Source organism: Microbacterium sp. zg.Y1084, assembly GCF_024623595.1.
GTDB classification, from domain to species: domain Bacteria; phylum Actinomycetota; class Actinomycetes; order Actinomycetales; family Microbacteriaceae; genus Microbacterium; species Microbacterium wangruii.
Map to the genome: position 1 here is coordinate 340,005 of NZ_JANJGV010000002.1, position 25,860 is coordinate 365,864.

Below are 25,860 nucleotides of genomic sequence, written 5' to 3' on the forward strand. Positions count from 1 at the left end.
TCAGACTGATTCTGCGACGCCGGTCCCTGCGGGGGCCGGCGTCGTTGTTTCGCGGTCCGCACGACAACGCCGTGCGAGGTGCGCCCCGCCCAGCAGCATGAACGCCAGCACGCTTCCCCAGCCGAGGACCAGCTTCACCGCGGCACCGATCACCACCGCCGGAGTGAGGCCCGTCCGCAGCGGCACCTCGGTGACCATCGCACCCGCTTCGCCGGCAGGCAGCGCGTCGATCATGGAACCGTCGGGTGCGATCACCTGGCTCGTGCCCACCGTGGAGAGGTTGACGACCGAGCGGCCGGTTTCGATCGCCCGCATCCGGGCGAAGGCGAGCTGCTGCACGTTCTCGTCGGTGTCGCGGAAGTCGGCGTTGTTGGTCTGCAGCATGTAGACCTCCGCACCGTCCCGCGCGCCCTCCCAGATGACGTCGTCGTAGATGACGTCGAAGCAGATGGCCAGGCCCACGCCCACGCCGTCGACGTCGAACACCGGCGGGTTCGTGCCGGGGGTGTACTCCCGCTGGATGAGACCGATCAGATCGGGGACGATCGCCTCGAAGAACCAGCGATCCGGCACATACTCGCCCATCGGCACCGGGTTGCGCTTGTCGTGCAGCGCCGCCGGGTTCTCGCCCTCGGGCTGCCAGAGGATCGAGGTGTTGTAGACGAGGCCGTCCCGCTCGGTGGCGCCGTTGACCAGCAGGGGTGCGTCGATCCGGTCGGCGAGGCGGTCGAGGATCACGGCCACCGAACGGTTCTGCAGCGGATCGGCGTCGATCCCTCCCTCGGGCCACAGCAGCACGTCGAGATCCTCGTCCAGCAGCGGCTGCGTGGCATCCAGCTGCGACTGGAAGACGTCATATGCTTCGCGGCGGTCGAAGTAGCCGGCGGGCCCGTTCCCCTGCACGGCGCCGACCCGCATCGTTCCGGCCGGGGTGGTCGGGAATGCGGGCACGAGCAGCAGCACGGCGGCCGCGACCACCGTGGGCAGTGCGGTGCGCCCGTCGCGGTAGCGGCCCAGACGCACCCATTCGATCGCCGCCGCCGTGGCGAACACCATCAGGAACGTGAGCCCCGCCACGCCCGTCCACGACGCGATGCTCGCCAGCGGGCTCTCGGATTGACTCATCCCGAGGCGCGCCCACGGGAAGCCCGTGTACGGCCAGGAGCCCATGAACAGCTCCCGCGCCGTCCAGAGCCCCGCGATCAGCGCAGGCAAGGCCAGCAGTCGTCCCCAGACACCCGGGAGAACCTGCGGCATCCAGCGATAGGACAGGGCGATGGGGATCGACCCCAGCGCCCAGAACAGCGTCTCGAGCCCGGCCAGGCCGAACCACGGCAGCGGTCCCAGGTACCGGGTGATCCAGACGATGTGGGTGAAGTAGAAGGATGCCCCGAACACGAGGCCGACCAGAAGCGCGCCCCACGCCGTCCTGCCGATGAGCGACACCAGCGCGATCGCCACGCCCGCGAAGGCCAGAGGCCACCAGCCGACGTCCGGGAAGGCGAGGTCCAGCACCGGTCCGCCGACCAGCGCGGCCACGAGGGCGCCCCACAGCGGCAGCACCGGGCGGGGCGGGGTGCCCGCTCGCGATCCGGAAGCCTGCGGCGCCGAAGCATCCTGCGCCGAAGCCTCCTGCGCCGACCCCTGTGGCATCCGCTCGCTCATGCGCCGCTGTAGGCGACGATGCCGCGCCGCACCGCGTCGAGGGCCTTGCGCGCCGTGGATGCGACGGGGGCGTCGGCGACGAGGGAAAGCTGGTCGAGAAGATCGATGGTCTGCTTGGCCCACCGCACGAAGTCGCCGGCAGCGAGGTCGGCCTCGGTGAGCACCCGGTCGAGCATGCCGCCGCGCGCCCACGTGTACATCGCCTGCGCGAGACCCGTGGCGACCGGCTCGGTGCCCGGCAGGTGGTGCTCGCGCTCGAGATCGTCCAGGCGCGACCACAGCAGCTGCGTCTCGGTCAGTGCGGTGCGGAACGGGCCGCGCGGCAGACCGTACTCCCCGGGGCCTTCGGAGTCGCGGCGCGGCTCGTACACGAGCGAACAGGCGAGGGCGGCCAGCGACGGCGCGTCGAGGTTCTCCCAGATGCCACGGCGCAGCGCTTCCGCGACGAGCAGGTCGCGCTCGCCGTAGATGCGCCGCATCGTGCGGCCCGCCGCCGTCAGCGTGGTCCTGCCCTCTTCATCGACCGCGACGTAGTCCAGCGCCGACAGGACGTCCACCACGCGGTCGAACACGCGTGCCACCGTGCCGGTACGGGTCTGGATCTGGTTGCGCAGCTTGTCGGCACGGCGCTTGAGCTTCCAGTACCGCTCCGCCCACCGCGCGTGGTGCTCACGGTCGGGGCAGTCGTGGCAGGGGTGGCGCAGAATGCGGCGGCGCAGGGACTCCATCTCCTGCTGACGCTGCTTGCGGATGCGGGCGGGCGCCGTGCGATCGGCGCGGTTGAGCTTCTCGAGGTCGCTGAGCTCGCGGCGGATGGCCGAGTACTCGGCGAAGTCGCCGCGGTCGCACGTCATGGCTGCCTGGTAGCCCGCGAGGGATTCCTCCGCCTCGCGCACCTGCCGTGCCAGACCCACCACGGACCGATCGGCCTGGAACTGGGCGAAGGAGGACTCGAGGATCTCGCGCGCCTCGGGACGCCCGAACCTGTCGATGAGGTTCACGGCCATGTTGTAGGTGGGGCGGAAACTGGAGTTCAGCGGGTACGTGCGCCGCGAGGCGAGCGCGGCGACCGCCTGCGGGTCGAGCGACTCGGTCCACTGGATCACCGCATGACCCTCGACGTCGATGCCGCGACGCCCCGCCCGTCCGGTGATCTGGGTGTACTCCCCCGACGTGATCGCCACGCGGGCCTCACCGTTGAACTTCTCCAGCTTCTCCAGCACCACGGTGCGGGCCGGCATGTTGATGCCGAGGGCCAGGGTCTCGGTGGCGAAGACGACCTTCACGAGTTTGCGACGGAACAGCTCCTCGACGACCTCCTTGAACGCCGGCAGGAGACCGGCGTGGTGCGCCGCGATGCCGCGCTCGAGGTTGTCGCGCCACTCCCAGTAGCCGAGGGCGTCGAGGTCCTCCTCGTTGAGGGTCGCGGTGCGCTCGTCGACCAGCCGTCGGATCTCGGCACGCTCTTCGCCGTCGGTGAGCCGCAGCCCCGAGCGCCGCACCTGCTGCACGGCGCCATCGCAGCCGGCGCGGCTGAAGATGAAGAAGATGGCAGGCAGCAGGTTCGCGCGCTGCAGCAGCTGCACCACACCCGGGCGGTCGAGCCGCTCGACGCGTTGCACGTTGCCCGGCCGCACCGGTCGCCTGCCGCCCCGCTGCGGCCGTCGGTGGGTGGGCTCATAGCCGGCGTCACGCGCGCTGTTGTGGCCCTGCGCGCGGCGGTTCTCCTCGAACGTGCGGCCCTTGACGGAGCGGATGCGCATGAGCTCCTGGTTGACCTGCGCGGTGGCGATGCCGGCGCGGTCGTCGAAGAGCGGCAGCAGGTCCCCTCGCACCAGCACGTGCTGCTCGAGCGGCACCGGCCGGGTCTCGGACACGATCACCTCCGTGTCACCGCGCACGGTGTCGAGCCAGTCGCCGAACTCCTCCGCGTTGGACACCGTCGCCGACAGCGACACCAGCCGCACGCTGGGCGGCAGGTGGATGATGACCTCTTCCCACACGGCGCCCCGGAAACGGTCGGCCAGGTAGTGCACCTCGTCCATGACGACGAAGCGCAGCCCCCGCAGAGCCGGCGAGTCGGCGTACAGCATGTTGCGCAGCACCTCGGTGGTCATCACCACCACGCGCGCGTTTCCGTTGATGTTGGTGTCACCGGTGAGCAGCCCCACCTCGTCCTCGCCGTACACCTCCTGCAGCTCCCTGAACTTCTGGTTCGACAGGGCCTTCATCGGCGTGGTGTAGAAGGCCTTGTCGCCGGGCTCCCGCATCGCCAGGTGCACCGCGAACTCGCCGACGATGGTCTTGCCGGCGCCTGTCGGCGCCGCAACCAGAACGCTGCGGCCGTCTTCGAGCGCCTGGCATCCGGCGATCTGGAACGGGTCGAGCGTGAAGCGCTGCTGCTCGGCGAACTCCTTCGTGAGCGGATGCCGGCGGGCTTCCGAGGCGGCCGCGAACCGCTCCGCGGGGCTGACGCCGCTCACAGCACGGGTCCGGGGGGAAGGAGGGTCTGGGCGCGCTTGGCCCGACGGCGGTCGAGGATGAGCGAGAGGCCTGCCGACGCGAGGTACAGCATCATGAGGATGCCGGCGAGGAGGAAGGTCGTGGCGACGTCGGAGGGCGGGGTGGCGATGGAGGCGAAGATCACCGAGATCAGCACGGCGAACCGCCAGCCGGTGATGATCGCCCTGCCGGAGAGCACCCCGGCGATGTTGAGGGCCACGAGGAACACCGGCAGCACGAAGGCGACGCCCACGAAGAGCATCAGCTTGAAGACGAAGTCGTAGTAGTAGTTCGCGTCGTACATCGCCGCGGCGCCCGTGGTGAGGAACTCGGCCATGAGCTTGACGATGTTCGGCATGACGGCCAGTCCCGTCGCGCAGCCGGCGAAGAACAGCGGCACCGCGGCGGCGACGAACCCGATGGTGTAGCGGATCTCGCGACGCGTGAGCCCGGGCATGACGAAAGCCCACAGCTGCCAGATCCAGATCGGGGCCGACAGCAGGAAGCCGATCGCGAAGGCCATGCGCATGCGCAGGTCGAACGGGCCGGTGACACTGGTGTACATGACCTCGACCGCGGCCTGCTCGCCGCGCGATTCCGCGACCATGCGGATGGGTGCCGTGATCAGCTGGATCACGGGTTCGGTGATGAAGAACGCCGCCACCATCGCGATCACGACGGCTGCGGCACTGATCATCGCCCGCTTGCGCAGCTCGATGAGGTGCTGACCGAGCGACATCCGCCTCTCGCGGCGGGGCTCGTCGTCGCCGCGCGCGCGGGTGGGGGCGGTCCTAGTCACGCTCCGGCTCAGCGTGGAGTGGAAGAACTGCCGTTCGCGTCACGGTGCACCTCTGGCGCGACCGTGGACGGAGCTGCGGAAGTCGGGGAGGCCGCGCCGTCCGCCGGAGTGGAAGAGGTGTCCTCTTCCTTCATCGCCTTCATCTCGCTCTTGAACACGCGCGCGGACTGGCCCATGCTCTTGGCGAGGGCGGGAAGCTTGGCGGCGCCGAACAGAAGCAGGATGACTGCGAGAACGAGCAGCCACTGCCAACCATGAATACCCATGAGTGTCCTTCCGACGACCGGGATCACTCCAGTGTAGACGGCGCCTCTCGGTATTGGGCCAGGCCCGCCGCCGCCCACGCGGCCGTGGCGCGCCTCGCCCCGGCCGGGGCGAGCACCTCGACGTCGCCGCCGAGACGCGCAGCGACGCGCTTGAGGCTCTGCTCGTCGGCGATGGGCATGGCCGCGGTTTCGATGTCACCGTCGACGGTGCGCTCGGCCCGCGTGAGGTAGTCGCCCAGCAGCGGAGCCACCTGGCGGGGATAGCGCAGGCGGGCGGTGACGTCGTCCGCGCCGGGCTCGAACAGCTCGGGCACCGGCTCGCCGCCGTGCGTGACCGGGAGATCGGTGAGTGCGAGGTCGCTGACGCGTTCGAGGTGGAAGGTGCGCATCGCCTGACGCATGTGGCACCACCCCTGCAGGTACCACTGGCCGTCGGCCACGTGCACCTTGGCCGGATCGACGGTACGCGTGGTGGCGGGGGCATCCGGCGCTTGATAGGTGAACGAGACCGCCACGCCGCGGCGGAGGGCCTCGGACACCGTGACGCGCACATCGTCGACCGGGCCGGGCGCCACGATGAGATCGGCGGGGGCGCTGGCCGCACCACGTGCCAGCTTGGCGAGCAGGCTCTGAACCACGCCGCCATCGCCGACCCCGGGAAAAGCGGCCGCAAGCTGCAGACCGGCCAGCAGGGCGGCGGCCTCGCGGGCGGTCAGCCGCGGTGCGCGCTCGAGGCCGACGGAGTGGGTGATCGAGATGAGGTCGCGTTCGTCGAGCAGGTCCCAGTCGATGTCGAACAGGTCGTTGGGCAGCTGCCAGAAGCCGCCCTCTCCCGGCCGGCCGATCACGGTGAGCTTCTGCACCATGTCGCGCATCTGGTCGGGCGTCACCTCGAACTCGTCGGCGGCTTCGACCACCGACACCTCGCCCTTGCCCAGGAGGTACGGCACGAGCTGGAGGATCAGAGCCGCGCGCTCGGTGGCGTGCAGCGGTCGGGCACTCATCGCACGTCCCCCTCGTCTGCGCCGCCGGGGTCGGCGTGGAGCGCGAGGGTCGCCTCCAGACGGCGGATCACCTCGTCGCGCAGCTGCGCCGGCTCGACCACGCGCACCTCGGGCCCGTACGACGCCAGCTCATCGGCGAAGACGTGCACGTCGACGTAGGGCACGAGGATCCCCTGGTCGGCCTCCTCGGCGCGGCGGCGCAGCCGCAGCGAGGCCTCGGTGCCGGGGTTCACCTCCAGCAGCGCGTGCTGCTGGGCGGCGACCTCCTCGAGGCCGGCGACGGCGCGCTCACCGGCGTGGTCGCGCAGCACCGGGTCGAACGACTCGCGGGTCACCGCGACGTCGCCGACGATGCGCGAGAGCAGGAACGTGCGCGCGGCATCCTGCGCGACATCGATTCCGTAGACGTGCCAGCGGCCTTCGAAGTCCACGAGCGCCAGCGGGCGGATGCGGCGGGTGCGCGGGCGGTCCTCCCCCGGCTTCAGGTACGGGAAGGACGCGACCCGTGCCTGCTCGATCGCCTTCTGCAACGGGGCGAACGCCGGGGTGCGCACATTCAGTCGCGGCGAGAACCCCAGGATCGGCTCGTCGACGTCGTTGCCCAGTGCACGGATCTTGCGCAGTCCGCTGCGCGCCTCGGCCGACAGCGAGCTCTCGCTCCAGACCTCGCCCGCCAGCGCCAGCACGGCCAGCTCCCCCGGGCTGAACGAGATGTCCTCCGGAAGCGCGTAGTCGTCGTTGGGCACGCGGTAGCGGGCTTCGCGCAGGTCGTCGGGGTCGGCGTGGTCGCCGATGGTCTCGATCGGCACACCGAGGCCGCGCAGGCTCTCCTTGTCGCGCTCGAACATCTTCTCGAGGGCGTCCTTCGACGCCCCGGATTCTGCCTGCTCCCGGTAACCGGCGACGGAGGAGAGGATGGTGTCCTTCGTCAGGCCCTGCTCCGTCGCCATGAGTGCGACGAGCAGGTTGACGAGGCGCTCCTCCGGTGCGCTGCGGCTGGACGGGGCGGCCACGGCGAACCTACTCCGCGGGGTCGTCGAGGCCGAGGATGTCGATCACGAAGACCAACGTGGACCCGGGCGGCACGGCTCCCTGGCCGGCATCGCCGTAAGCCAGGTCGGGCGGGATGACCGCGAGGATCTGCGATCCGACCGTCTGGCCCTCCAGAGCCGCGGCGAAGCCGGGCACGACCTGGTTGAGCGACAGCGAGACGGGGGCGCCCGCCTCCCAGCTGGAGTCGAACACCTCCTTCTCATCCCACAGCACACCGGTGTAGTGCACGCGCACGGGCGTGTCGCCGGTGACCTCGGGACCCTCGCCCTTCTTCAGCACCTCGACGACGAGCTCGTCGGGCGCGTCGTCCTGGGGCACGATGACACCGGGGGTGCCGTCGGGAGCGCGGACCACGCTGGGCATGCCGCGGCGATCGTTGAACTGGTCGGAGCCGTCGGCCTTCGACAGGTACACCTTCTGCACGTCGATGAGGAAGATGGCGGAGTCATCGGCGCCGAGCCCCAGGCTCGCCGCGGCCTCGGTCGCCAGGTCACCGGGAGCGACCGCGCCCACGATGACCGAGCCTTCGCTCGCGCACTCGAGCATCTGCGCCATGCCGTCGTAGAACTCCGCCCACTGCGACACCGGCGCCGGCTGGGTGCCGCTGCTGAGGATCGTCTCCCCCGTCGTGCCGTTGAGGATCGTGACGTCGAGCACGACCTCCTGCGCGTCGTCGACCACCACGGGCCCGTCGCCGACCTCGATATCGCGGTAGACGGTCTCGTCGACGTGCACCGGCGCGCTGGTCGCGACGGTGTCTCCCGAGACGGTGATCAGGTCGAGCGCCTGCGCGTCACCGGCGTCGCGCGTGCACGAGGCAGCGGGCGCGGCGGACGAGCATCCGACGAGGGCGAAAGCGGACAGGCCGATGACGGCTGCGATTGCGGGGATCCTGCGCACCGGTACAGCCTAATCGGTGGCGGGGTCGGGCTCAGCCGCACCGGCGGCGAGCCGGGCACCGTCTGCCGCCCGCTGCGCCTCTCGCACCCGTTTGCGCAGGTTCTTGTCGGTGATCTGGCGGTCTCCGACCGCACCGGGGGTCCACAGCTCCACGTCCTCGTCGCCGTAGCTGGGCTTCTTCAGCGCGCGCTTGCGGACGTCGGGAGGCATCGCGCCCGGTGCGAGGCGTCGCGCGGTGAGCAGGAAGCCGGTGTGCGCGACCATGCGGTGGTCCGGACGCACCGCGAGTCCTTCGACGTGCCAGCCGCGCACCATCGTCTCGCTGGCCTCGGGGTCGGTGAACAGCCCGGTTCCGCGGATGTACTCGGCCACACGGCTCAGCTGCGTGGCGGTGGCGACATAGCAGAGCACGACGCCACCGGGGGTGAGCGCTTCGGCGACCGCGTCGATGCACTCCCAGGGAGCGAGCATGTCGAGCACGACCCGATCGACGGATGCCGCTTCAGCGGCGGCCGGGAGCGATTCGACCAGATCCCCGACCACGACGTCCCAGTTCTCGGGCAGCGCGCCCAGGAACGTCTCGACGTTGGCCCGGGCGACCTCGGCGAACTCCTCGCGCCGCTCGAACGACACGAGGCGCCCGGCGGGGCCGAGGGCACGCAGCAGCCACAGCGAGAGGGCGCCCGAGCCGACGCCCGCCTCGACCACGGTCGCACCGGGGAAGATGTCGGCCTGCGCCAGGATCTGCGCAGCATCCTTCGGATAGACGATCGCCGCACCGCGCGGCATCGACATGACGAAGTCGCGCAGCAGGGGCCGCAGCGCCAGGTACTCGTGGCCACCGGAGTTGGTCACGACCGAGCCGTCGGGAAGCCCGACCAGCCCTTCGTGGCGCAGCACCCCGTGGTGGGTGTGCAGCTCCCCCCGCTCGCGCAGGGTGATCGTGTGCAGACGGCCCTTGGGACCGGTCAGCTGCACCCGGTCGCCGTAGCGGAACGGGCCGGAGGGACGGGTGAGATCGACGGTCATCGCGAGGACTCCTTGGCGCGGTGGTCGGCATGGAACGCCACGACATCGGCGGCGCCGCGTCCTTCGAGGCTCGGCCACAGCGCGTGGGCGCCGACGCCGGTGAGCGAGACCATCATCGGCACGCCGATGGTGGCCGCCCCGGAGGCGAGCGCCGAGCGCAGCCCGTTGGGGGAATCCTCGATGGCGACGACCTCCGCCGGGGTGATGCCCAGCGCCTCGCAGGCCTGCAGGTAGGGTTCGGGGAAGGGCTTCGGGCGCACGGCGTCGTCACCGGCGACGATGACGTCGAAGGCCTCGAACGGGATCTGCTCGACGACGGTCTCGGCCATGCGCCGCAGCGACATCGTCACCAGGCCCGTGCGGATGCCGGCGTCGCGCAGCTGCGCGAGCAGCTCGCGGGCACCCGGGCGGAACGGGTTGCCGAGCTCTCGCAGCTGCCCCATCACCCGGTCGGTGAGGTGGTCGATGATGGCGTCTTCCTGCATGCGCACACCCGCTTCCTGCAGGATGCGGGCGGAATCGTGGAGTCCCAGGCCGACCAGGCCCAGTGCCTGCTCATGCGTCCACGTGCCCCCGTAGCTCTCGACGAGCGGGGTCTCCGCGGCCATCCAGTACGGTTCGGTGTCGACGAGCGTGCCGTCCATGTCCCACAGGACGGCGCGCAGCGGGACGGGTGCGGCGGGGTCTGTCACCTGTCCATGCTACCGAGGCGGCGCGCGGCGACCGCCCGCGGGGTCGGCGCCCGGCCTATCCTGGGACGGACGAAGGGAGTCCGGTGGAGGGACTGGGACGACGTGTGCTCGTGGCCGCGTTCGATGGCTGGAACGATGCCGGCGAAGCCGCGACGGCTGCTCTGGCGCTGCTGCGCGCGGAGGGATCGTACGAGCCGGTGTTCTCCGTCGACCCCGAGCTGTACTTCGACTATCAGTACACCCGCCCCCAGGTCGCGCTCGACGCCGAGGGACGGCGCGTGCTCACCTGGCCGGACACGACGCTGTGGCGCCCGACCCGCCGCTCCCGCGGCACGCAGCTCTGGCTGCTCACGGGCGTGGAGCCCGCGCGGGCGTGGCAGGCGTTCGCGAACGAGATCATCGACGTGGCGCTGCGGGAGGATCTCACCGGCATGGTGTCGCTCGGCTCGATGATGTCCGACGTGCCGCACACCCGGCCCATCTCGGTGTTCGCCGGCAGTCACAACGAGGAGCTGCGCACGGCGCTGGAGCTGGAGCGCTCGACCTACGAGGGTCCGGTCGGCATCCTGAGCGTGCTCGACCAGATCGCCGACGCCGCCGGCATCCCCTCGGCATCCCTCTGGGCGAGCGTGCCGCACTACGTCGCCGGGCACACCCCGTCGCCCAAGGCCACCCTGGCGCTGCTCGACAAGCTCGAGGACCTCACCGGTGCCCGCGTGCCGCGCGGCACCCTGGCGACGGAGGCTGCCGCGTGGGAGGCGTCGATCGACGCCGCCGCCGCGGACGACGAGGAGATGACGGAGTACATCCGCCAGCTCGAGCGCACCCGCGACACGTGGGACTCGCCCGAGGCCTCCGGCGATGCGATCGCGCAGGAGTTCGAGAAGTACCTGCGGCGCCGGGGCGACGGCCAGGGGCCGTCCAAGCCCGGGCGCGACGAGCCGCCCCGCCGCTGACGGCGCGGCCCGGCCGGGCTCAGGCCTGGATGACGCCCATCGACAGCAGCACGATCAGCGCGGTGCCCAGCGCCACGCGGTAGATCACGAAGGGCAGGAAGCTGCGCTTGGAGATCCACTTCATGAAGAAGGCGATGACCGCGAGGGCGACCACGAACGCCACGATGGTGGCCACGAGGGTCTCCGGCAGCGTGAACGGCCCCTGCTCGTCCCAGCTTTTGAACAGCTGGTAGAAGCCGCTGCCGAAGACGGCCGGGATCGCCAGCAGGAACGCGTAGCGCGCGGCATCCGCCCGTTTGTAGCCGAGGAAGAGCCCCATGGTGATCGTGCCGCCCGAGCGCGAGACACCGGGGACGAGGGCAAGCGCCTGCGCGAACCCGAACGCCACGCCGTGCGGGACCGTGAGGTCGTTCAGTTCACGACGCTTGGCGCCGACTGCGTCGGCGACGCCCAGCAGCAGACCGAAGGCGATCAGCATGATCGCGACGACCCACATCGAACGGAACACCGTCTCGATCTGGTCCTGGAACAGCAGCCCCAGCACGACGATCGGGACGCTGCCGATGATGATCAGCCAGCCCATGCGCGCGTCGGGGTCGGTCCGCGGCGCCTTGCCCACGAGCGACCGGCACCACTGCGTGATGATGCGGACGATGTCCTTCCAGAAGAACACCACCACGGCCGCCTCGGTGCCGATCTGCGTGATCGCGGTGAAGGCTGTGCCGGGGTCCTCGGCGCTGGGGAGGAACTCCCCCAGGATGCGCAGGTGCGCGCTGGAGGAGACCGGGAGGAATTCGGTGAGCCCCTGGACCAGGCCCAGGAGGATCGCTTCGAGGAAGCTCATGCGCGCCTTTCGGTGACTGCGTCAGTACGTGCGGAGGAGATCCGTGAGGACCGCCTGTCCGAAGGTGAGGGCGTCCAGCGGCACGCGCTCGTCGACGCCGTGGAACATGCCGGTGAAGTCGAGGTCGGCCGGCAGTCGCAGCGGGGCGAAGCCGTAGCCGGCGATGCCGAGCCGCGAGAGGGCCTTGTTGTCGGTGCCGCCACCCATCAGGTACGGGATGACGGGGATGCCGGGATCGTGCCGGCCGAGTGCGGCGACCATCTGCGCGACGAGGTCGCCGGCGAAGGGCACTTCGAGGCCGATGTCGCGCTGGACCACCTCGATCTCGACGTCGGGTCCGACGATCGCGGCGAGGTCGGCGAGGGCGGCATCCTCCCCACCCGGGATGGTGCGCACGTCGATGAGCGCCTCGGCGGTGTCGGGGATGACGTTGTGCTTGTAGCCGGCGGTGAGCCCGGTCGGGTTGGCTGTGGTGCGCAGGGTGGCGCGCAGGAACGCCGATGTCGGGCCGAAGAGGTCGGCGACGTCGTCGGGATGCCGCGGGTCGGCGCCCGTCAGCGTGGCGAGGCCCTCGATGAGCTGCCGTGACGTCTCGGTCATCGCCAGAGGCCACGCGGTGCGCCCAAGGGCGGCGACGGCCTCGGCGAGCCGGGTGATGGCGTTGTCGGGGTGGAAGCGGCTGCCGTGGCCGGCGCGGCCGTGGGTGCGCAGGCGCAGCCAGAGCAGGCTCTTCTCCCCCGTCTGCAGCAGGTACGCGCGGCGGTCACCGGCGGCGATGGAGTAGCCGCCCACTTCGCTGATCGCCTCGGTCGCCCCGGCGAACCACTCCGGGCGGTCGCGGACGACGAGGGCGGACCCCTCGACGCCGCCGTTCTCCTCGTCGGCGAAGAACGTCACGATCACGTCGCGGGCGGGCTGCTCGCCCGCGCGCAGCAGGTCGCCGACGGACGTGAGGATCATGGCATCCATGTCCTTCATGTCCACGGCGCCGCGGCCCCACAGCATGCCGTCGCGGATCTCGCCGGCGAACGGGTCGACGCTCCAGTCCTCCGCAACGGCGGGCACGACATCGAGGTGACCGTGCAGCACGAGCGCGGGCTTGTCGCGATCGCGGCCCGACACGCGGGCGACGAGGTTCGTGCGGCGCGGGATCGGCTCGTAGTACTCGGGAGTGAGGCCGAGCGACTCGAGGTATGCACCGACGTACTCGGCGGCTTCGCGCTCGCCGCGTGCGTTGCCGCCGCCGAAGTTCGACGTGTCGAACCGGATGAGGTCGCGGGCGATGCGCACGACCTCGGGAAGGTCGATGTCGGTCTCGGGCATGCCGACTACGCTACCGCCGTCACGCCGGCTCACCGTGCGCCGCTGGTTCGAAGTGCTCTCCGGATCATGCTAGGCTCGACCCTCGGTTGCGAAAGCAATTTCACCCACTGCGCGGGTGGCGGAATAGGTAGACGCGCTAGCTTGAGGTGCTAGTGCCCTTTAACGGGCGTGGGGGTTCAAGTCCCCCCTCGCGCACAGTGAAGAAGGTCCCCGAAAGGGGGCCTTCTTCCGTTTGCGGGCACGCGGGTGGCTTTCAGGAAGTGCGCTCGGCCGCGACTGCGATCCGGTTCGTCGTCCTCGTCGGGATCAAACCAACCGCCGGAGGCTCAACGGTCGGCGTACGCGTTCCACGTGATGAGGAAACCGCCGCCCTCGCGATCGTCAGTCGACAGCCAAGAGCACTCCCACCCCGGTCGCATCCCGAAGCGCCATTCCAGTCGGTACGCGCTCCCGCCCGCATACTCCGCGCACTCAGCCCGCGCCAGTGGTTCATCCTGGTCGGCGCGGTCGTTCACACGGCCGACGAACGCTGCGCCGCCGCCCGCGGCCACCATGACCACCGCGGACGCGATCGCCCAACCCACGATCCGCTTCACAGCGCGATCATAGCCACGACCGTCCGAAAGACCGTCCGCGATCTGATCTCGCTCGCCCGCCTCTGCTGGTCTCCCTCCCCGGCCTCAGCGGGCTTCGGGAGTGACGTCCGCCACGCATGCCGCGAGGTCGACCGCGATCTGCTCGCCGAGCCGCACGAAACCCAGACTCTCCCCCAGACGCGCCGACGCGCGGTTACGCGCCCTGCAGCGCCACTGCGCCACCAGGCCATCGCCGATCGCGTGCAGAGCAGCCGCGGCAGCCGCCTGAGCGCCGAAGCCCTTTCCCCGGAACGCCGGCGCGGTGGCCACACCGATGTGAGCGAGCCCGCCGCCCCACACCTCGTATCCCGCAGCAGCCGCCGGTTCGACACCATCGGCCCAGGTGGTCCACCGCCTGTCCATCGCGAGCAGCCCGCTCTCGTCACGCTCCTCGGTGGAGCATGCCGACATGACCGCCGCGACCTCGGCATCCGACGCCATCCGGACGGCGTCGGAACGCGCAGGCACGATCGTCCCCCGGTCGGCGAACGCGAGCGTCGCCACGCCGAAGAGGCTCGGCGCGAGCGGCTCCAACGCCGTCAGCAGCGCCCCGACGTCGAGCAGGTGCCGTGGGGCGAGAGACCTCAGCGCGGACAGCGCGAGCTCGGGCGCTGCGACGACAACCGTCTTCTCGAGTCGTACCACCACCGCTGCGGTCAGGCCCGGCCTCACGATGAACACCGGCTCCGCCTGCGCGAAGACGGCGGGCGAGACTCCCAGCCGCTCCGCCCAGACGCGGCGGACGGCCATCTCGGTCGTGTCATCCAGAGCATGCGGCACGGGTCGAGTCTGGCAGTGAAGCGCCACGGGGAGGCACCACCGGCGAGGACTTGGCCTGACGACAGCGCTACGCCACAGACACCCCGAACACCAGCCCGAGCACGTACGTGATCGCTGCGGCTCCCATGCCGATCGCGAGCTGGCGCAGCGCCCGGCGCAGCGGCGGACCGCCGGAGAGCACGCCCACCATCGCTCCGGTGGCCAGCAGCGCGAGGCCGACCAGCACGAGCGCGAGCACGACGGCGACGATCCCCTCGAGCCCGAAAATCCACGGCAGCACGGGAATGACGGCGCCGGAAGCGAAGAAAAGGAAGCTGGAGGTCGCCGCGCCCCACGCGCCCCCGACGACGTCGTGCTCCTCCGCGGCGTCGACCGGGCGCCGGTAGGGCTGCGACCGGTCCGCTGCCTGGGCCGTCTCGACGACGCGCCGCGCGCGGGACATGGCCTCCTCGGCATCCAGCCCGCGAGCGCGATAGACCAGGGCGACCTCGTTCGCGTCGAGGTCGAGATCGGGCAGCGCCGCATCGGCGAAGTCGCTGTGGCCGGTCGACGCGAGCATCTCGCGCTGCGACCGCACCGAGACGAACTCACCCGCCGCCATCGACAGCGCCCCGGCCAGCAGGCCCGCCAAGCCGCTCAACAGCACGAACGGAGCCCCCACGCCGGCGGCGCCGATGCCCATCACGAGGGCGAGGTTCGACACCAGTCCGTCGTTGGCGCCGAAGACCGCAGCCCGGAACGTGCCCGACAGCCGGCGACGGCCGCGCGCAGCCAGGTTGCGCACCACCTCGTGGTGCACCTTCTCATCCGCGACCATGGCGGCCGTCGCGTATGGCTCCGCCTCGTACGGCGAACGGGCTTCGGCGTTCTGCGCGAGGGCGAGCACGAAGACCATGCCGAAGCGCCGGGCCATCCAGCCCAGCATCCGGGTATCCATGCTCGGGCGCGGCAGGCGCTTCGGCTCCCCGCCGAGCAGGCTCAGCCAGTGCGACTCGTGGCGCCCCTCCGCATCGGCCAAGGCGAGCAGGATCTCGCGTTCCTCCCCCGTGCGACGCTCGGCGAGGGTGCGGTAGAGCCGCGCCTCGGCCCGCTCATCGACGAGGTACTGCGCCCACCGCCGACGATCCCGCGCGGTCGGTGCAGGCGGGGTGGGCGCGATCATGGGTCCTCCGGTCGGAAGGGGGGTGGGGGGATGGGTCAACGCTACTGATCCCGTCGCGCGCGACAGGGGCGAAGACCGCGATTGCCAGCATTTCGGGGATCCGAAGCGGACGTTCCGCGCGCGGTCAGGAGTGCACGCGGCGGCGCAGCAGGTCGATGCGCGCCTGCAACTGCGCCACGGTGGCATGCGAGACCGGGGGCCCGCCGCACAGGCGCCGCAGCTCGGCGTGCACGGCGGCATGCGGTTCGCCGCTCTGGCGGGCGTAGACCCCGACGAGGCTGTTGAGCAGCTGCCGCTGCTCCTTCAGGGTGCGGTGCAGCGCCGGCGGGAGCGTCGTGGCGACGGGCGCACCGGTGGCCTCGGCCTGCTGCGCCTCCCCCGTCTCCCGCACCTTGCGGTGGCGCGACTGCCGCGCCTGCCGCTGCATCAGCAGCTCGTGCACGTGCTCCGGCTCGAGCAGTCCGGGAAGGCCGAGGAACTCCTCCTCCTCGGGCGTGCCGGGAACGGCGAGCTGGCCGAACTCCTTGCCGTCGAACAGCACCCGGTCGAAGTGGGCCACCGACCCGAGCGCCTGGTAGCTGAACTCCTCGGTCAGGGCATCGGATGCCTTGTCCTCGCGCTCCGCCTCGGCCAGCAGCGTGTCTTCGAGGCCGTCGTCGTCACCCGACTCACGGTCGAGCGCATGATCGCGCTCGCGCTCCATCTCGTTGGCGAGGGCGAGCAGCTGCGGCACGTGGGGCAGGAATACGCTGGCCGACTCGCCACGGCGGCGGGCGCGCACGAAGCGACCGATCGCCTGCGCGAAGAACAGCGGAGTCGACGCGCTCGTGGCGTACACCCCGACCGACAGCCGAGGCACGTCGACGCCTTCCGACACCATGCGCACCGCGACCATCCAGCGCGACGTGCCCTTCGCGAACTCCTCGATGCGTCCGGATGCCGCGGGGTCGTCCGACAGCACGACCGTCGTCGGCTCCCCCGTGATGTCTCGCAGGATCGCGGCGTACGCACGCGCCGCGGTCTGGTCCGTCGCGATGACGAGACCACCGGCGTCGGGCACGTCCTGACGCACTTCGCTGAGGCGCCGGTCGGCGCTGCGCAGCACCGCCGGGATCCAGTCGCCCTGCGGGTCCAGGGCCGTGCGCCAGGCCTGCGAGTTGATGTCCTTGGTGTTGTCCTGACCGAGCTGCGCCTCGTACTCGTCGCCCGCCTTGGTGCGCCAGCGCATCTGACCGGCGTAGACCAGGAACAGCACCGGCCGCACCACGCCGTCGGCCAGCGCTCGGCCGTAGCCGTAGTTGTAGTCGGTGCGTGAGAGGCGGATGCCCTTCTCATTCGGGTGATATTCCACGAACGGAATGGGCGCCGTGTCGCTGCGGAACGGGGTGCCCGACAGCAGCAGGCGCCGCGTCGCGCGCTGATACGCCTCACGCAGCGCGTCACCCCAGCTGAGGGCGTCACCGCCGTGGTGCACCTCGTCGAGGATCACCAGGGTGCGGGCGTCCTCGGTGAGGCGCTGGTGCACGGATGCCTTCACCGCGACCTGCGCGTAGGTGACCGCGACGCCGTGGTAGTGCCGGGCGGGGGCGACGTGGCGGTTGCTGAAGTTCGGGTCGAGCCGGATGGACACGCGCGCCGCGGCATCCGCCCACTGCGTCTTCAGATGCTCGGTGGGGGCGACGACGACGATGCGATCGACGATGCGCCGGCGCAGCAGCTCGGTCGCGAGGCGCAGGGCGAACGTGGTCTTTCCGGCGCCCGGGGTGGCAGCCGCGAGGAAGTCGCGGGGTCCCCTGCCGATGCCGTCGGGCCCGTCCATCGCGAAGTACTGGTCGAGCGCCTCCGCCTGCCAGGCACGCAATCGCTGGGCCGTACCCCAGGGCGCACGCTGGGGGAACGAGGGCGACAGGTGCTCGGCAGCGAAGCTCCCGAAATGCTCCTGCTGCTGCTCATCCACGACGGTCCAGCCTAAACGAGGCCACGGACGCTAGCCTCGGAGACGGCCATCAGCCCGGGAGGAACACATGACTGACACCCCGATCGAACCCGAACCCGCCCCCCACCACGACGACTTCACCCCGAACCCATCCGTCCACCCGTGGCGGCGGATGGTCTCCATCGGCGACTCCTTCACCGAGGGCATCGGCGACCCCGACCCGGACTCGCCCGGCGGCCACCGCGGCTGGGCCGACCGCGTCGCGGAGGTTCTCAGCTCCCAGGTCGACGACTTCGCCTACGCCAACCTCGCCGTGCGCGGCAAGCTCATCGGCCAGATCGTGGCAGACCAGATCGAGCCCGCCCTGGCCCTGACCCCCGACCTCATCACGTTCTCCGCCGGCGGCAACGACGTGATCCGCCCCGGCGGCGATCCCGACGTCGTCGCCGCACTCTTCGAGGACGCCGTCGCCCGGCTGTCGTCGCGAGGCGCGACGGTGCTCGTCTTCACCGCCATCGACACCAACTTCACGCCGGTGTTCCGCGGCATCCGCGGCAGGGTCGCGATCTACAACGAGAACATCCGCGCGATCGCCGAGCGCTACGACTGCATCGTCGCCGACCAGTGGGCGCTCAAGGAGGTGCAGGACATGCGCTTCTTCGACGACGACCGCCTGCACTACAACACCCTCGGCCACCACGAGGTGGCGCGGATGGTGCTGCGCGCCCTCAACGTCCCCAACGACCTGCAGCCGATGCAGCCCGAGCCGCTGCCGCGCCGCACGTGGCGGGCGGCCCGCGCGAACGACCTCGTCTGGGCTCGCGAGTACCTGGTGCCCTGGGTGCTGCGCCGTGTGCGCAACCAGTCGTCGGGCGACCACATCACGGCCAAGCGTCCCGAAGCCCTGCCGATGCGGCGCGTCATCCCGCACGTCGACGACCCGGTGGATGCCAGCCCCGACGCGACGGCGCGTGGCACCGCCTGACGCGACCGCGGGTGCGACCACGCCGGGCGGGCGCACGCCCGGCGGCGCGGCCGGCCCCTGCTAGCGCAGTGCCCAGAGGGCGACGGCGCTGGCGGCGGCCACGTTGAGCGAGTCCACTCCCCCGGCCATCGGGATCGTCACCACGGTGTCCGCCGCCTGCAGCGCGCGCCGCGACAGTCCGTCGCCCTCCGCGCCGAGCATCAGCGCGACACGCGGGGGCCGTTCGGCGGCGAAGACGTCCAGGGGCACCGCGTCGTCGGCCAGCGCAAGCGCGGCGATGTGGAAGCCGGCGTCGTGCAGGATGCCGGCGGCATCGGGCCACTCCGGCATCCGCGTCCACGGCACCTGGAACACCGTGCCCATGCTCACCCGCACGCTGCGGCGGTAGAGCGGGTCGGCACAGCGCGGGGACACCAGCACGGCGTCGGCGCCGAGGCCGGCGGCGGCTCTGAACGCGGCTCCGACATTGGTGTGATCCACGATGTCCTCGAGCACCACGACCAGCCGGCCTCCAGCGATCACCTCGGCTACAGGACGCTCCGCAGGCCGGTGCATGGCGGCGAGGGCACCCCGGTGCACGGCGTATCCGGTCAACTGTTCGGCGACGTCGGCGGGCACGACGTAGACGGGCGCACCGCCGGCGACGGGGAGCACATCGTCGAGCCACTTCTCCTGCACGAGCACGGAGCGCGGGCGATGTCCCGCGGCCACCGCGCGCCCGATGACCTTGGCCGACTCTGCGATGTACAGCCCGCCCGCCGGCTCGAGCACGCGGCGCAGCGCCACGTCGGTGAGGTCGCGGTAGTCCGCGAGGCGGGGATCGGCCGGGTCGTCGATGCGCTCGATGGGCATTGATCCACTCTCCCACGCGCGACCGATGTGCACCGCGCGAACACCGCCATCATGGCGGACTGCCGGGCGACCCTACCCTCGCCGGAATGCGGGTAACTGCCGAAACGCGGACCGGATGCCCGGAATCGATCCGCACCCGGGCAGATCTCCGCATCTCGGCAGCGCGCAAGCGGCATCCGGCGCGGGTGGCATCCGCCCGGCGCGTGTGGTGCCACCCGGACACAGAGGCATCTCGCGAGGTTCCCGGCATCCCGCCCTGGCCGGAATGCGGGAATCTGCCGAAACGCGGACCGGATGCCCGGAATCGATCCGCACCCGGGCAGATCTCCGCATCTCGGCAGCGCGCGAGCGGCATCCGGCGCGGGTGGCATCCGCCCGGCGCGTGTGGCATCCCCCACGCGAGCGGATCCATCCCCGCGCGAGCGACGCCTGGCGCGAGACCCGGGACCCACCCCACGCGCGAGACGACACGACACCGCAGCCGCACCGGGCACGCAGGCGGCGGTAACGTCCCGGCAAAGTGACGCGCCTAGACTCGACGGGTGACTCCGGTGCTCCAGCTCGACGCGCCGACCGCGCGGCTGGTCGGCGAGGCCGTCGACGCGCTGGCGGGACGCCGCATCGCGGTGCTCACCGGGGCGGGCGTGTCGACCGACTCCGGCATCCCCGATTACCGGGGCGAGGGCGCCCCCGTGCGCACCCCCATGACGGCGCAGGAGTTCCTCTCCTCGGCCGCGTCCCGCCGCCGCTACTGGGTGGGCAGCCACCTCGGGTGGCGTGCGTTCGCCGCCGCGTCGCCGAACGCCGGGCACGCCGCTCTGGCGCGCCTCGAGCACGCCGGCATCGCGACCGGAGTCGTCACCCAGAACGTCGACGGCCTGCACCTGCGCGCCGGCAGCCGTCGCGTGGTCGAGCTGCACGGCACCATGCGGCGCGTGTTCTGCACGCACTGCGGCCAGGTGTTCGATCGCCGCGATCTGGCGGCGCGCATCGAGGCCGACAACCCGTGGCTCGACGTCCCCGACGACGTGCTGCTCGGACCCGACGGCGACGTGCTGCCCGAGACGGCCGACGGCTTCGTGATCCCCGACTGCAGCGTGTGCGGGGGCATGCTGAAGCCCGACGTGGTCTTCTTCGGCGAGTTCGTCCCCGTCGAGCGGTTCGCCGAGGCCGAGCAGCTCGTGCACACCAGCGAGGCTCTGCTCGTGGCGGGATCGTCGCTCGTGGTCAACTCGGGGGTGCGCCTGGTCGAGCGCGCGCGACGCCGTCGCCTGCCGGTGATCATCGTCAACCGCGGTCAGACGCGCGCGGATGCCAAGGCCACGGTGAAGATCGACGGCGGCACGTCTCCGGTGCTCGCGGCCCTCACCGCCGCGCTCACCGACGCCCTCACCGCCCACTGACCCGTCCAGCGCGCTTTCGGCGCACCGCGGTTAGGCTCGACCGGTGACACTGCTGACCCTTGTGCGCCACGGCGAGACCGACTGGAACCGAGCGCGCCGCATCCAGGGATCCACCGACATCCCGCTCAACGACACCGGGCGCGCACAGGCGCGCGAGGCCGCAGAGCGGCTGCGGGACAGCCTCGACCCGGCCGCCCCGCTCGTCATCGTCAGCAGCGATCTGTCTCGCGCACGCGAGACCGCCGAGATCATCGCCGAGTCCCTGGGCGCCGAGCCGCCGCGCCTGTACCCGCAGCTGCGCGAGCGCGCCTACGGCGAGGCGGAGGGCGTGGATGCCGCGGAGTTCCTGGAGCGCTGGGGCGACTGGCACAGCGCCGAGGTCCCCGGCGCCGAGCCCTGGCCGCAGCTGCGCGCCCGGGCGCTGGGGGCGCTGCAGCAGATCGCCCGCGACGCGCGCCGCACGACCGCGCCCGCGGCAGCGACCGTCATCGCCGTCGCTCACGGCGCGCTGATCCGCGAGCTCATCCGTCACGCCACCGGCGGCGAGCTGCCGCCCGTGGGCTTCCGCCTGCCGAACGGCTCCAGCTACGACCTGCTGCTCGAGCGTGACAGGCTGCGCCTGCTCTCCGAGGTGGGTCCGGTCCCGACGCCCTGAGCGTCGCCCGCTCCCCCGACGGCTAGTCCTGAGCGCGCCGCACCAGGGTGCGCGCGTGGCGCAGCACCGGCTCGTCGACCATGCGGCCGCGGAAGGCGAACACGCCCGGCTTCCCGACCGCCGCCGCCAGCAGGTCGCGGCCCCACTGCACCTCGGTCGCGTCGGGACGGTACGCCTCGCGGATGGTCGGCACCTGACTCGGGTGGATGCAGGCGGTCGCCGCGAATCCGCTCGCTGCGGCATCCGCCGCCTCACGGGCGAGCCCCTTCGCATCGGCGATGTCCAGGTGCACGGCGTCGATGGCGGCCTTGCCGCGCGCGCCCGCCGCCAGCAGCACCTGCGCCCGCGCGTGGCGCGCGACGTCGCGGTAGCGCCCGTTGGCCTTGCGGCTGGAGGTGCCGCCGAGAGAGGCCACGAGGTCCTCAGCGCCCCACATCAGCGCCGTCACGTTCTCGAGCGCGGCGATGCGTTCGGCCGCGAGCACGCCGCGGGCGGTCTCGCACAGCGCGATCACCCGGTAGCGCGGGTCGATCCTGCCGATGCGCTTGGGTGACTCGGCTTTGGCGACCATGATCGTGCGCACGTCGGTCTGCGAGAGCGTCGCCAAGTCGGCGTCGAAGTCGGGGGTGCCGACGGGGTTCACGCGCACGATCACGCGCGTGGCATCGAGCTCGGCGTCGATGAGGGCGCCGCGCGCGGCGGTCTTCGCTTCCGGCGACACCGCGTCCTCGAGGTCGATGATGACGCCGTCCGAGCGCTCCAGCGCGGTGCGGAACCGCTCAGGACGATCGGCGGGGCAGAACAGCAGGGCGGGGCCCAGGTCGAATCCGCTCACGCGGTCTCCTCCTCGGTGGGACGGCACAGCATCAGCGCGGCGCGGGTGGCCGTGGCGACGACGACACCGTGCTGGTTGCGTCCGGTGTGCTCCAGGGTGACGATGCCCTGCCCCGGCCGCGAGGCCGACAGGCGGGCGCCGGCGACCCGGGTCTCGGCGTAGAGGGTGTCGCCCGGGAAGAGCGGCGCCGGGAATGCGATGTCGGTCAGGCCGAGCTGGGCCACGAGCGTGCCCTGCGTCAGCTGCGCCACCGACGCCCCGATGAGCGTCGACAGCGTCCACATCGAGTTCACGAGCGGGCGGCCGAACGGCTGCGTCGCCGCGTAAGCCTCGTCGATGTGCAGCGCCTGCGGGTTCATCGTCAGCGCGGAGAACAGCTGATTGTCGGCCTGGGTGACGGTGCGGCCAGGGCGGTGCAGGTAGCGCGCCCCGACGGCGAACTCCTCGAACCACAGGCCTCGCTGCACGTGCGCGGGCGGGCCGGCGGGGAGGTCGGTCATGCCCTCACGCTACCCCGAGCGCGCGCGCGATCACGAGCAGCTGCACCTCGGTGGTGCCCTCGCCGATCTCGAGGATCTTGCTGTCGCGGTAATGCCGGGCCACGGGGTATTCGTTCATGAACCCGTTGCCGCCGAAGATCTGGGTCGCGTCGCGGGCGTTGTCCATCGCCGCCTCGCCCGAGACGAGCTTGGCGATGGCCGCCTCGGTCTTGAACGGGCGCCCCGCGTCGCGCAGATGCGCCGCGCGCACCCACGCCAGCCGTGCAGTGTGCACACGGGCCTGCATGCGGGCGAGGGTGAACTGGATGCCCTGCCGGGTCGCCAGCGGGGCGCCGAACACGGTGCGATCCGCGGCGTACTGCAGCGCCGCCTCCAGACATCCCTCCGCCGCGCCCGTCGCGAGGGCCGCGATGGCGATGCGGCCCTCATCGAGGATGTGCAGGAAGCCGGCGAACCCGCGTCCCTCCTCGCCCAGCAGGTTCTCCTCGGGCACCCGGCAGTCGGTGAAGGTGAGCGGGTGCGTGTCGGAGGCGCGCCAACCCGCCTTGTCGTAGGCGGGACCCACCGTGAATCCCGGGGTGCCGCTGGGCACGATGATGGTGGAGATCTCCGGGCGCTCGCCCCGGCGGCCCGTGACGGCGGTGACCGTGACGAACCGTGTGATCGGCGTTCCGGAGTTCGTGATGAACTGCTTGCTGCCGTTGATCACCCACTCCCCGTCGTCACGGCGGGCGGTGGTGCGGGTGGCGCCGGCATCCGACCCCGCCTCGGGCTCGGTGAGCCCGAAACCGGCCAGCGCCCGGCCGGCGAGCAGGTCGGGCAGCAGCTGCTCGCGCTGCGCGTCGGTGCCGAAGCGGAAGACCGGCATGGCGCCCAGGCTCACCCCGGCCTCGAGGGTGATCGCGATGGACTGGTCCACGCGCGCGAGCGCTTCGATGGCGAGTCCGAGCGCCAGGTAGTTGCCGCCCTGCCCTCCCACATCCTCGGGGAACGGCAGGCCGAACAGGCCCATCTCCCCCATCTGCGCGACGACGTCCATCGGCAGCGTGTGGGTGCGATCCGCCTCATAGGCGCGCGGCGCGACCACCTCGTCGGCGAAGGCGCGCACCAGCTGCGCCAGTTCGATCTCATCGTCCTCCAGCGCATACGAACGCAGGTCGATGGGTCCGGTCATGGGGTGTCCTCCTCGGTCATCGGGTGCACCTCGGCGAGCACGTCGTCGCGGCGCACCTGCGCGCCGACGGTGACGAGGATCTGCGCGACGCCGTCATGGGGTGCGATGACGGTGTGCTCCATCTTCATGGCCTCGATCGTGACCAGCCGATCGGCGGCGGCCACCGCCGCGCCGGGCGTCGTGTGCACGGCGATCACGGTGCCGGGCAGCGGCGCCCGCACGTGCGGCTGCGCGGGCGCATCCGTGCGCCCGCGGGCTGCGCGTCGGCGCTCGGATGCCGCACGACGAGAGACCGGACGCAGCCGAGCCGTCTCGCCGGCCAGATGCACCCAGACGTCGCCGTCGCCGTCGCGCGCCGTCGTCGCCTCGGGCGGAAGCGGCGATGCCACCGCGGTGACGAGCGTGCCGGCATCCGTCTCGAAGCTGTGCGAGGCGGGCTCACGCCGTCCGCCGAGGCGCCACCCGTCGTGACGCTGCCACGGCGAGGCATCCGACGGCGCGTCGGCGAGCACCGCGGCGCCGGCAGCGAGCACGGCCGCGCCCGGCACGGTCGCTCCCGGGGCGGCCATCGCGTCGATGATGCCGGTATCGAGGTCGCCGGCCTGCACGGCGGGGAGCGCGATGAGCTGCCGCAGGAACGCGATGTTCGTGTCGACGCCGAGCACGACGGTCTCGGCCAGCGCCGCGTCGAGCCGCTCGAGTGCCTCGGCCCGGTCGGCGCCCACCGCGATCACCTTCGCGATCATCGGGTCGTAGTCGGCGGTCACGACCGATCCCGTGTCGACCGCGGCATCCACCCGCACGCCCTCGGGAGCGCGCCAGGCGAGCACCTCGCCGGTGGCGGGGAGGAAGCCCCGTGCCGGGCTCTCGGCGTAGACCCGGGCCTCGACGGCGTGTCCCTGCAGCCCTACGGCGTCCTGCCCGTACCCGAGGGGCTCCCCCGCCGCCACGCGCAGTTGCTCGGCGACGAGGTCGATGCCGGTGACGAGCTCGGTGACGGGGTGCTCGACCTGCAGGCGGGTGTTCATCTCGATGAAGAAGAAGTCGTCGGGCCGATCGGCCGACACGAGGAACTCCACCGTGCCGACGCCGACGTAGTCGATGCTCGCCGCCGCGCGACAGGCGGCCTCGCCCAGGCGCGCGCGGGTCTCGTCGTCGACGGCGGGCGAGGGTGCCTCCTCGATCACCTTCTGGTGCCGGCGCTGCAGCGAGCATTCGCGCTCGCCGAGGTGCACCACCGCGCCGTGGGCGTCGGCGAGCACCTGCACCTCGATGTGTCTCGGGCGCTCCACCAGCCGCTCCAGCAGCAGGGTGTCGTCGCCGAACGCGGCGGTGGCCATCCGGCGCGCGGCCTGCACGGCGCCGGCGACACCTGCGCGGTCGCGCACCACCTGCATCCCCTTGCCGCCGCCGCCCGCCGAGGGCTTGATGAGAAGAGGGAACCCCTGCTCCACCGCAGCCGCGACGATGGCCTCATCCGTCATGCCGGCCGCGCTGAATCCGGGCACGGTGGGCACGCCCGACCGGGCGACATGCTGCTTGGCCCGAATCTTGTCGCCCATCACGTCGAGGGCGTGCTCACCAGGCCCCACGAAGACGATGCCGGCGGCAGCGCACGCTCGGGCGAAGTGGGCGTTCTCCGACAGGAAGCCGTAGCCGGGGTGCACCGCCTGCGCGCCGGTCGCGCGGGCCGCGGCGATGACGGCGTCGATGTCGAGATACGACTGCGCTGCGGGCGCCGGTCCCAGACGCACCGCCGTGTCGGCCTCGCGCACGTGTGGCGCTTCGACGTCGGCGTCGCTGTAGACGGCGACCGAGCGGATGCCGAGCCGGCGCAGCGTGCGGATGACGCGTCGCGCGATCTCGCCGCGATTGGCGACGAGGACGGTGGAGAACACGGGAGGCGTCAT

The 25,860-nt window shown here is 71.6% G+C and carries 24 protein-coding genes and 1 tRNA gene; 5 read left to right on the plus strand and 20 right to left on the minus strand.

What is annotated here, in order from left to right:
• From lnt to NQ165_RS02915, 9 genes are read right to left on the minus strand one after another with little or no spacing between them, the layout of a single operon-like run.
• Entirely contained in the window at nt 1–1,665 is a 1,665-nt protein-coding gene (lnt, locus tag NQ165_RS02875; protein ID WP_257531104.1) for an apolipoprotein N-acyltransferase, read from the minus strand.
• Nucleotides 1,662–4,148: an RNA helicase gene (locus NQ165_RS02880; protein WP_257531106.1), complete on the minus strand. Its 2,487-nt coding sequence runs from the start codon at nt 4,146–4,148 to the stop codon at nt 1,662–1,664. The genes lnt and NQ165_RS02880 overlap by 4 nt, the downstream gene beginning before the upstream one ends.
• Complete coding sequence (tatC, locus tag NQ165_RS02885) at nt 4,145–4,966, minus strand: twin-arginine translocase subunit TatC (RefSeq protein ID WP_308208982.1); 822 nt, start codon at nt 4,964–4,966, stop codon at nt 4,145–4,147. The genes NQ165_RS02880 and tatC overlap by 4 nt, the downstream gene beginning before the upstream one ends.
• Nucleotides 4,967–4,974: 8 nt before the next feature.
• Nucleotides 4,975–5,232, minus strand: coding sequence for a Sec-independent protein translocase subunit TatA (gene tatA, locus NQ165_RS02890; protein WP_257531735.1), 258 nt, complete (start codon nt 5,230–5,232; stop codon nt 4,975–4,977).
• Between the two features lie 23 nt (nt 5,233–5,255).
• Nucleotides 5,256–6,236, minus strand: coding sequence for a YafY family protein (locus tag NQ165_RS02895; RefSeq protein WP_257531108.1), 981 nt, complete (start codon nt 6,234–6,236; stop codon nt 5,256–5,258).
• Entirely contained in the window at nt 6,233–7,249 is a 1,017-nt protein-coding gene (locus tag NQ165_RS02900; protein ID WP_257531110.1) for a YafY family protein, read from the minus strand. The genes NQ165_RS02895 and NQ165_RS02900 overlap by 4 nt, the downstream gene beginning before the upstream one ends.
• A gap of 7 nt (nt 7,250–7,256) precedes the next feature.
• Nucleotides 7,257–8,189 carry an FKBP-type peptidyl-prolyl cis-trans isomerase gene (locus tag NQ165_RS02905; RefSeq protein WP_257531112.1) on the minus strand — a complete coding sequence of 311 codons (933 nt, stop codon included), beginning with the start codon at nt 8,187–8,189 and terminating at the stop codon, nt 7,257–7,259.
• A gap of 9 nt (nt 8,190–8,198) precedes the next feature.
• On the minus strand, nt 8,199–9,218 hold the full coding sequence (locus tag NQ165_RS02910) for a tRNA (adenine-N1)-methyltransferase (RefSeq protein WP_257531114.1): 1,020 nt from the start codon (nt 9,216–9,218) through the stop codon (nt 8,199–8,201).
• Nucleotides 9,215–9,910, minus strand: coding sequence for an HAD family phosphatase (locus NQ165_RS02915; protein ID WP_257638347.1), 696 nt, complete (start codon nt 9,908–9,910; stop codon nt 9,215–9,217). Before NQ165_RS02915 ends, NQ165_RS02910 begins: the two co-directional genes overlap by 4 nt.
• An 83-nt stretch (nt 9,911–9,993) precedes the next feature.
• On the opposite strand from NQ165_RS02915, the gene NQ165_RS02920 reads away from it, so the two are divergent.
• Nucleotides 9,994–10,866, plus strand: coding sequence for a PAC2 family protein (locus tag NQ165_RS02920; RefSeq protein WP_257531116.1), 873 nt, complete (start codon nt 9,994–9,996; stop codon nt 10,864–10,866).
• A 19-nt stretch (nt 10,867–10,885) separates the two neighbouring features.
• Here the strand turns inward: NQ165_RS02920 and NQ165_RS02925 are convergent, their stop codons facing one another.
• Nucleotides 10,886–11,710 carry an undecaprenyl-diphosphate phosphatase gene (locus NQ165_RS02925; protein ID WP_257531118.1) on the minus strand — a complete coding sequence of 275 codons (825 nt, stop codon included), beginning with the start codon at nt 11,708–11,710 and terminating at the stop codon, nt 10,886–10,888.
• Between the two features lie 21 nt (nt 11,711–11,731).
• The gene (locus NQ165_RS02930; RefSeq protein WP_257531120.1) at nt 11,732–13,033 is read right to left on the minus strand and encodes a M20/M25/M40 family metallo-hydrolase; all 1,302 of its coding nucleotides are present in this window, start codon (nt 13,031–13,033) and stop codon (nt 11,732–11,734) included.
• A 109-nt stretch (nt 13,034–13,142) separates the two neighbouring features.
• Here NQ165_RS02930 and NQ165_RS02935 point away from each other — a divergent pair.
• A tRNA-Leu gene (locus NQ165_RS02935) sits at nt 13,143–13,228 on the plus strand.
• Between the two features lie 131 nt (nt 13,229–13,359).
• On the opposite strand, the gene NQ165_RS02940 is transcribed toward NQ165_RS02935, so the two are convergent.
• From NQ165_RS02940 to NQ165_RS02955, 4 genes are all read right to left on the minus strand, one after another.
• Entirely contained in the window at nt 13,360–13,629 is a 270-nt protein-coding gene (locus tag NQ165_RS02940; protein ID WP_257531122.1) for a hypothetical protein, read from the minus strand.
• 84 nt (nt 13,630–13,713) lie between these two features.
• On the minus strand, nt 13,714–14,448 hold the full coding sequence (locus NQ165_RS02945; RefSeq protein WP_257531123.1) for a GNAT family N-acetyltransferase: 735 nt from the start codon (nt 14,446–14,448) through the stop codon (nt 13,714–13,716).
• A 67-nt stretch (nt 14,449–14,515) separates the two neighbouring features.
• A complete protein-coding gene (locus NQ165_RS02950; RefSeq protein WP_257531126.1) occupies nt 14,516–15,610 on the minus strand; it encodes a VIT1/CCC1 family protein in 1,095 nt (364 codons plus the stop codon).
• Nucleotides 15,611–15,734: 124 nt separating this feature from the next.
• Nucleotides 15,735–17,567: a DEAD/DEAH box helicase gene (locus NQ165_RS02955; protein WP_257531128.1), complete on the minus strand. Its 1,833-nt coding sequence runs from the start codon at nt 17,565–17,567 to the stop codon at nt 15,735–15,737.
• A 67-nt stretch (nt 17,568–17,634) separates the two neighbouring features.
• Here NQ165_RS02955 and NQ165_RS02960 point away from each other — a divergent pair, with 67 nt between their 5' ends.
• A complete protein-coding gene (locus tag NQ165_RS02960; protein ID WP_374679366.1) occupies nt 17,635–18,531 on the plus strand; it encodes an SGNH/GDSL hydrolase family protein in 897 nt (298 codons plus the stop codon).
• 60 nt (nt 18,532–18,591) lie between these two features.
• Here NQ165_RS02960 and NQ165_RS02965 read toward each other — a convergent pair whose 3' ends face one another.
• The gene (locus tag NQ165_RS02965) at nt 18,592–19,383 is read right to left on the minus strand and encodes an RNA methyltransferase (protein ID WP_257531130.1); all 792 of its coding nucleotides are present in this window, start codon (nt 19,381–19,383) and stop codon (nt 18,592–18,594) included.
• A gap of 551 nt (nt 19,384–19,934) precedes the next feature.
• Between NQ165_RS02965 and NQ165_RS02970 the strand changes: the two genes are divergently transcribed.
• Both NQ165_RS02970 and NQ165_RS02975 read left to right on the plus strand, forming a co-directional pair.
• Complete coding sequence (locus NQ165_RS02970) at nt 19,935–20,786, plus strand: Sir2 family NAD-dependent protein deacetylase (RefSeq protein ID WP_374679370.1); 852 nt, start codon at nt 19,935–19,937, stop codon at nt 20,784–20,786.
• A 43-nt stretch (nt 20,787–20,829) separates the two neighbouring features.
• On the plus strand, nt 20,830–21,441 hold the full coding sequence (locus NQ165_RS02975) for a histidine phosphatase family protein (RefSeq protein WP_257531133.1): 612 nt from the start codon (nt 20,830–20,832) through the stop codon (nt 21,439–21,441).
• 22 nt (nt 21,442–21,463) lie between these two features.
• On the opposite strand, the gene NQ165_RS02980 is transcribed toward NQ165_RS02975, so the two are convergent.
• From NQ165_RS02980 to NQ165_RS02995, 4 genes are read right to left on the minus strand one after another with little or no spacing between them, the layout of a single operon-like run.
• Nucleotides 21,464–22,276, minus strand: coding sequence for a CoA ester lyase (locus tag NQ165_RS02980; RefSeq protein ID WP_257531135.1), 813 nt, complete (start codon nt 22,274–22,276; stop codon nt 21,464–21,466).
• Nucleotides 22,273–22,776 carry a MaoC family dehydratase gene (locus NQ165_RS02985; protein WP_257531137.1) on the minus strand — a complete coding sequence of 168 codons (504 nt, stop codon included), beginning with the start codon at nt 22,774–22,776 and terminating at the stop codon, nt 22,273–22,275. The genes NQ165_RS02980 and NQ165_RS02985 overlap by 4 nt, the downstream gene beginning before the upstream one ends.
• Nucleotides 22,777–22,780: 4 nt before the next feature.
• Complete coding sequence (locus NQ165_RS02990; protein ID WP_257531139.1) at nt 22,781–23,950, minus strand: acyl-CoA dehydrogenase family protein; 1,170 nt, start codon at nt 23,948–23,950, stop codon at nt 22,781–22,783.
• A complete protein-coding gene (locus NQ165_RS02995; protein ID WP_257531141.1) occupies nt 23,947–25,860 on the minus strand; it encodes a biotin carboxylase N-terminal domain-containing protein in 1,914 nt (637 codons plus the stop codon). Before NQ165_RS02995 ends, NQ165_RS02990 begins: the two co-directional genes overlap by 4 nt.

Excerpts from the sequence above, each read along its gene's own strand:
- NQ165_RS02895 (WP_257531108.1), bottom strand. The coding sequence starts at position 6,236 with ATGAGTGCCCGACCGCTGCACGCCACCGAGCGCGCGGCTCTGATCCTC.
- NQ165_RS02990 (WP_257531139.1), bottom strand. The coding sequence starts at position 23,950 with ATGACCGGACCCATCGACCTGCGTTCGTATGCGCTGGAGGACGATGAG.
- NQ165_RS02960 (WP_374679366.1), top strand. The coding sequence starts at position 17,635 with ATGACTGACACCCCGATCGAACCCGAACCCGCCCCCCACCACGACGAC.
- tatA (WP_257531735.1), bottom strand. The coding sequence starts at position 5,232 with ATGGGTATTCATGGTTGGCAGTGGCTGCTCGTTCTCGCAGTCATCCTG.
- NQ165_RS02995 (WP_257531141.1), bottom strand. The coding sequence starts at position 25,860 with ATGACGCCTCCCGTGTTCTCCACCGTCCTCGTCGCCAATCGCGGCGAG.
- NQ165_RS02925 (WP_257531118.1), bottom strand. The coding sequence starts at position 11,710 with ATGAGCTTCCTCGAAGCGATCCTCCTGGGCCTGGTCCAGGGGCTCACC.
- NQ165_RS02930 (WP_257531120.1), bottom strand. The coding sequence starts at position 13,033 with ATGCCCGAGACCGACATCGACCTTCCCGAGGTCGTGCGCATCGCCCGC.
- NQ165_RS02965 (WP_257531130.1), bottom strand. The coding sequence starts at position 19,383 with ATGCCCATCGAGCGCATCGACGACCCGGCCGATCCCCGCCTCGCGGAC.
- NQ165_RS02985 (WP_257531137.1), bottom strand. The coding sequence starts at position 22,776 with ATGACCGACCTCCCCGCCGGCCCGCCCGCGCACGTGCAGCGAGGCCTG.
- NQ165_RS02910 (WP_257531114.1), bottom strand. The coding sequence starts at position 9,218 with ATGACCGTCGATCTCACCCGTCCCTCCGGCCCGTTCCGCTACGGCGAC.
- NQ165_RS02950 (WP_257531126.1), bottom strand. The coding sequence starts at position 15,610 with ATGATCGCGCCCACCCCGCCTGCACCGACCGCGCGGGATCGTCGGCGG.
- lnt (WP_257531104.1), bottom strand. The coding sequence starts at position 1,665 with ATGAGCGAGCGGATGCCACAGGGGTCGGCGCAGGAGGCTTCGGCGCAG.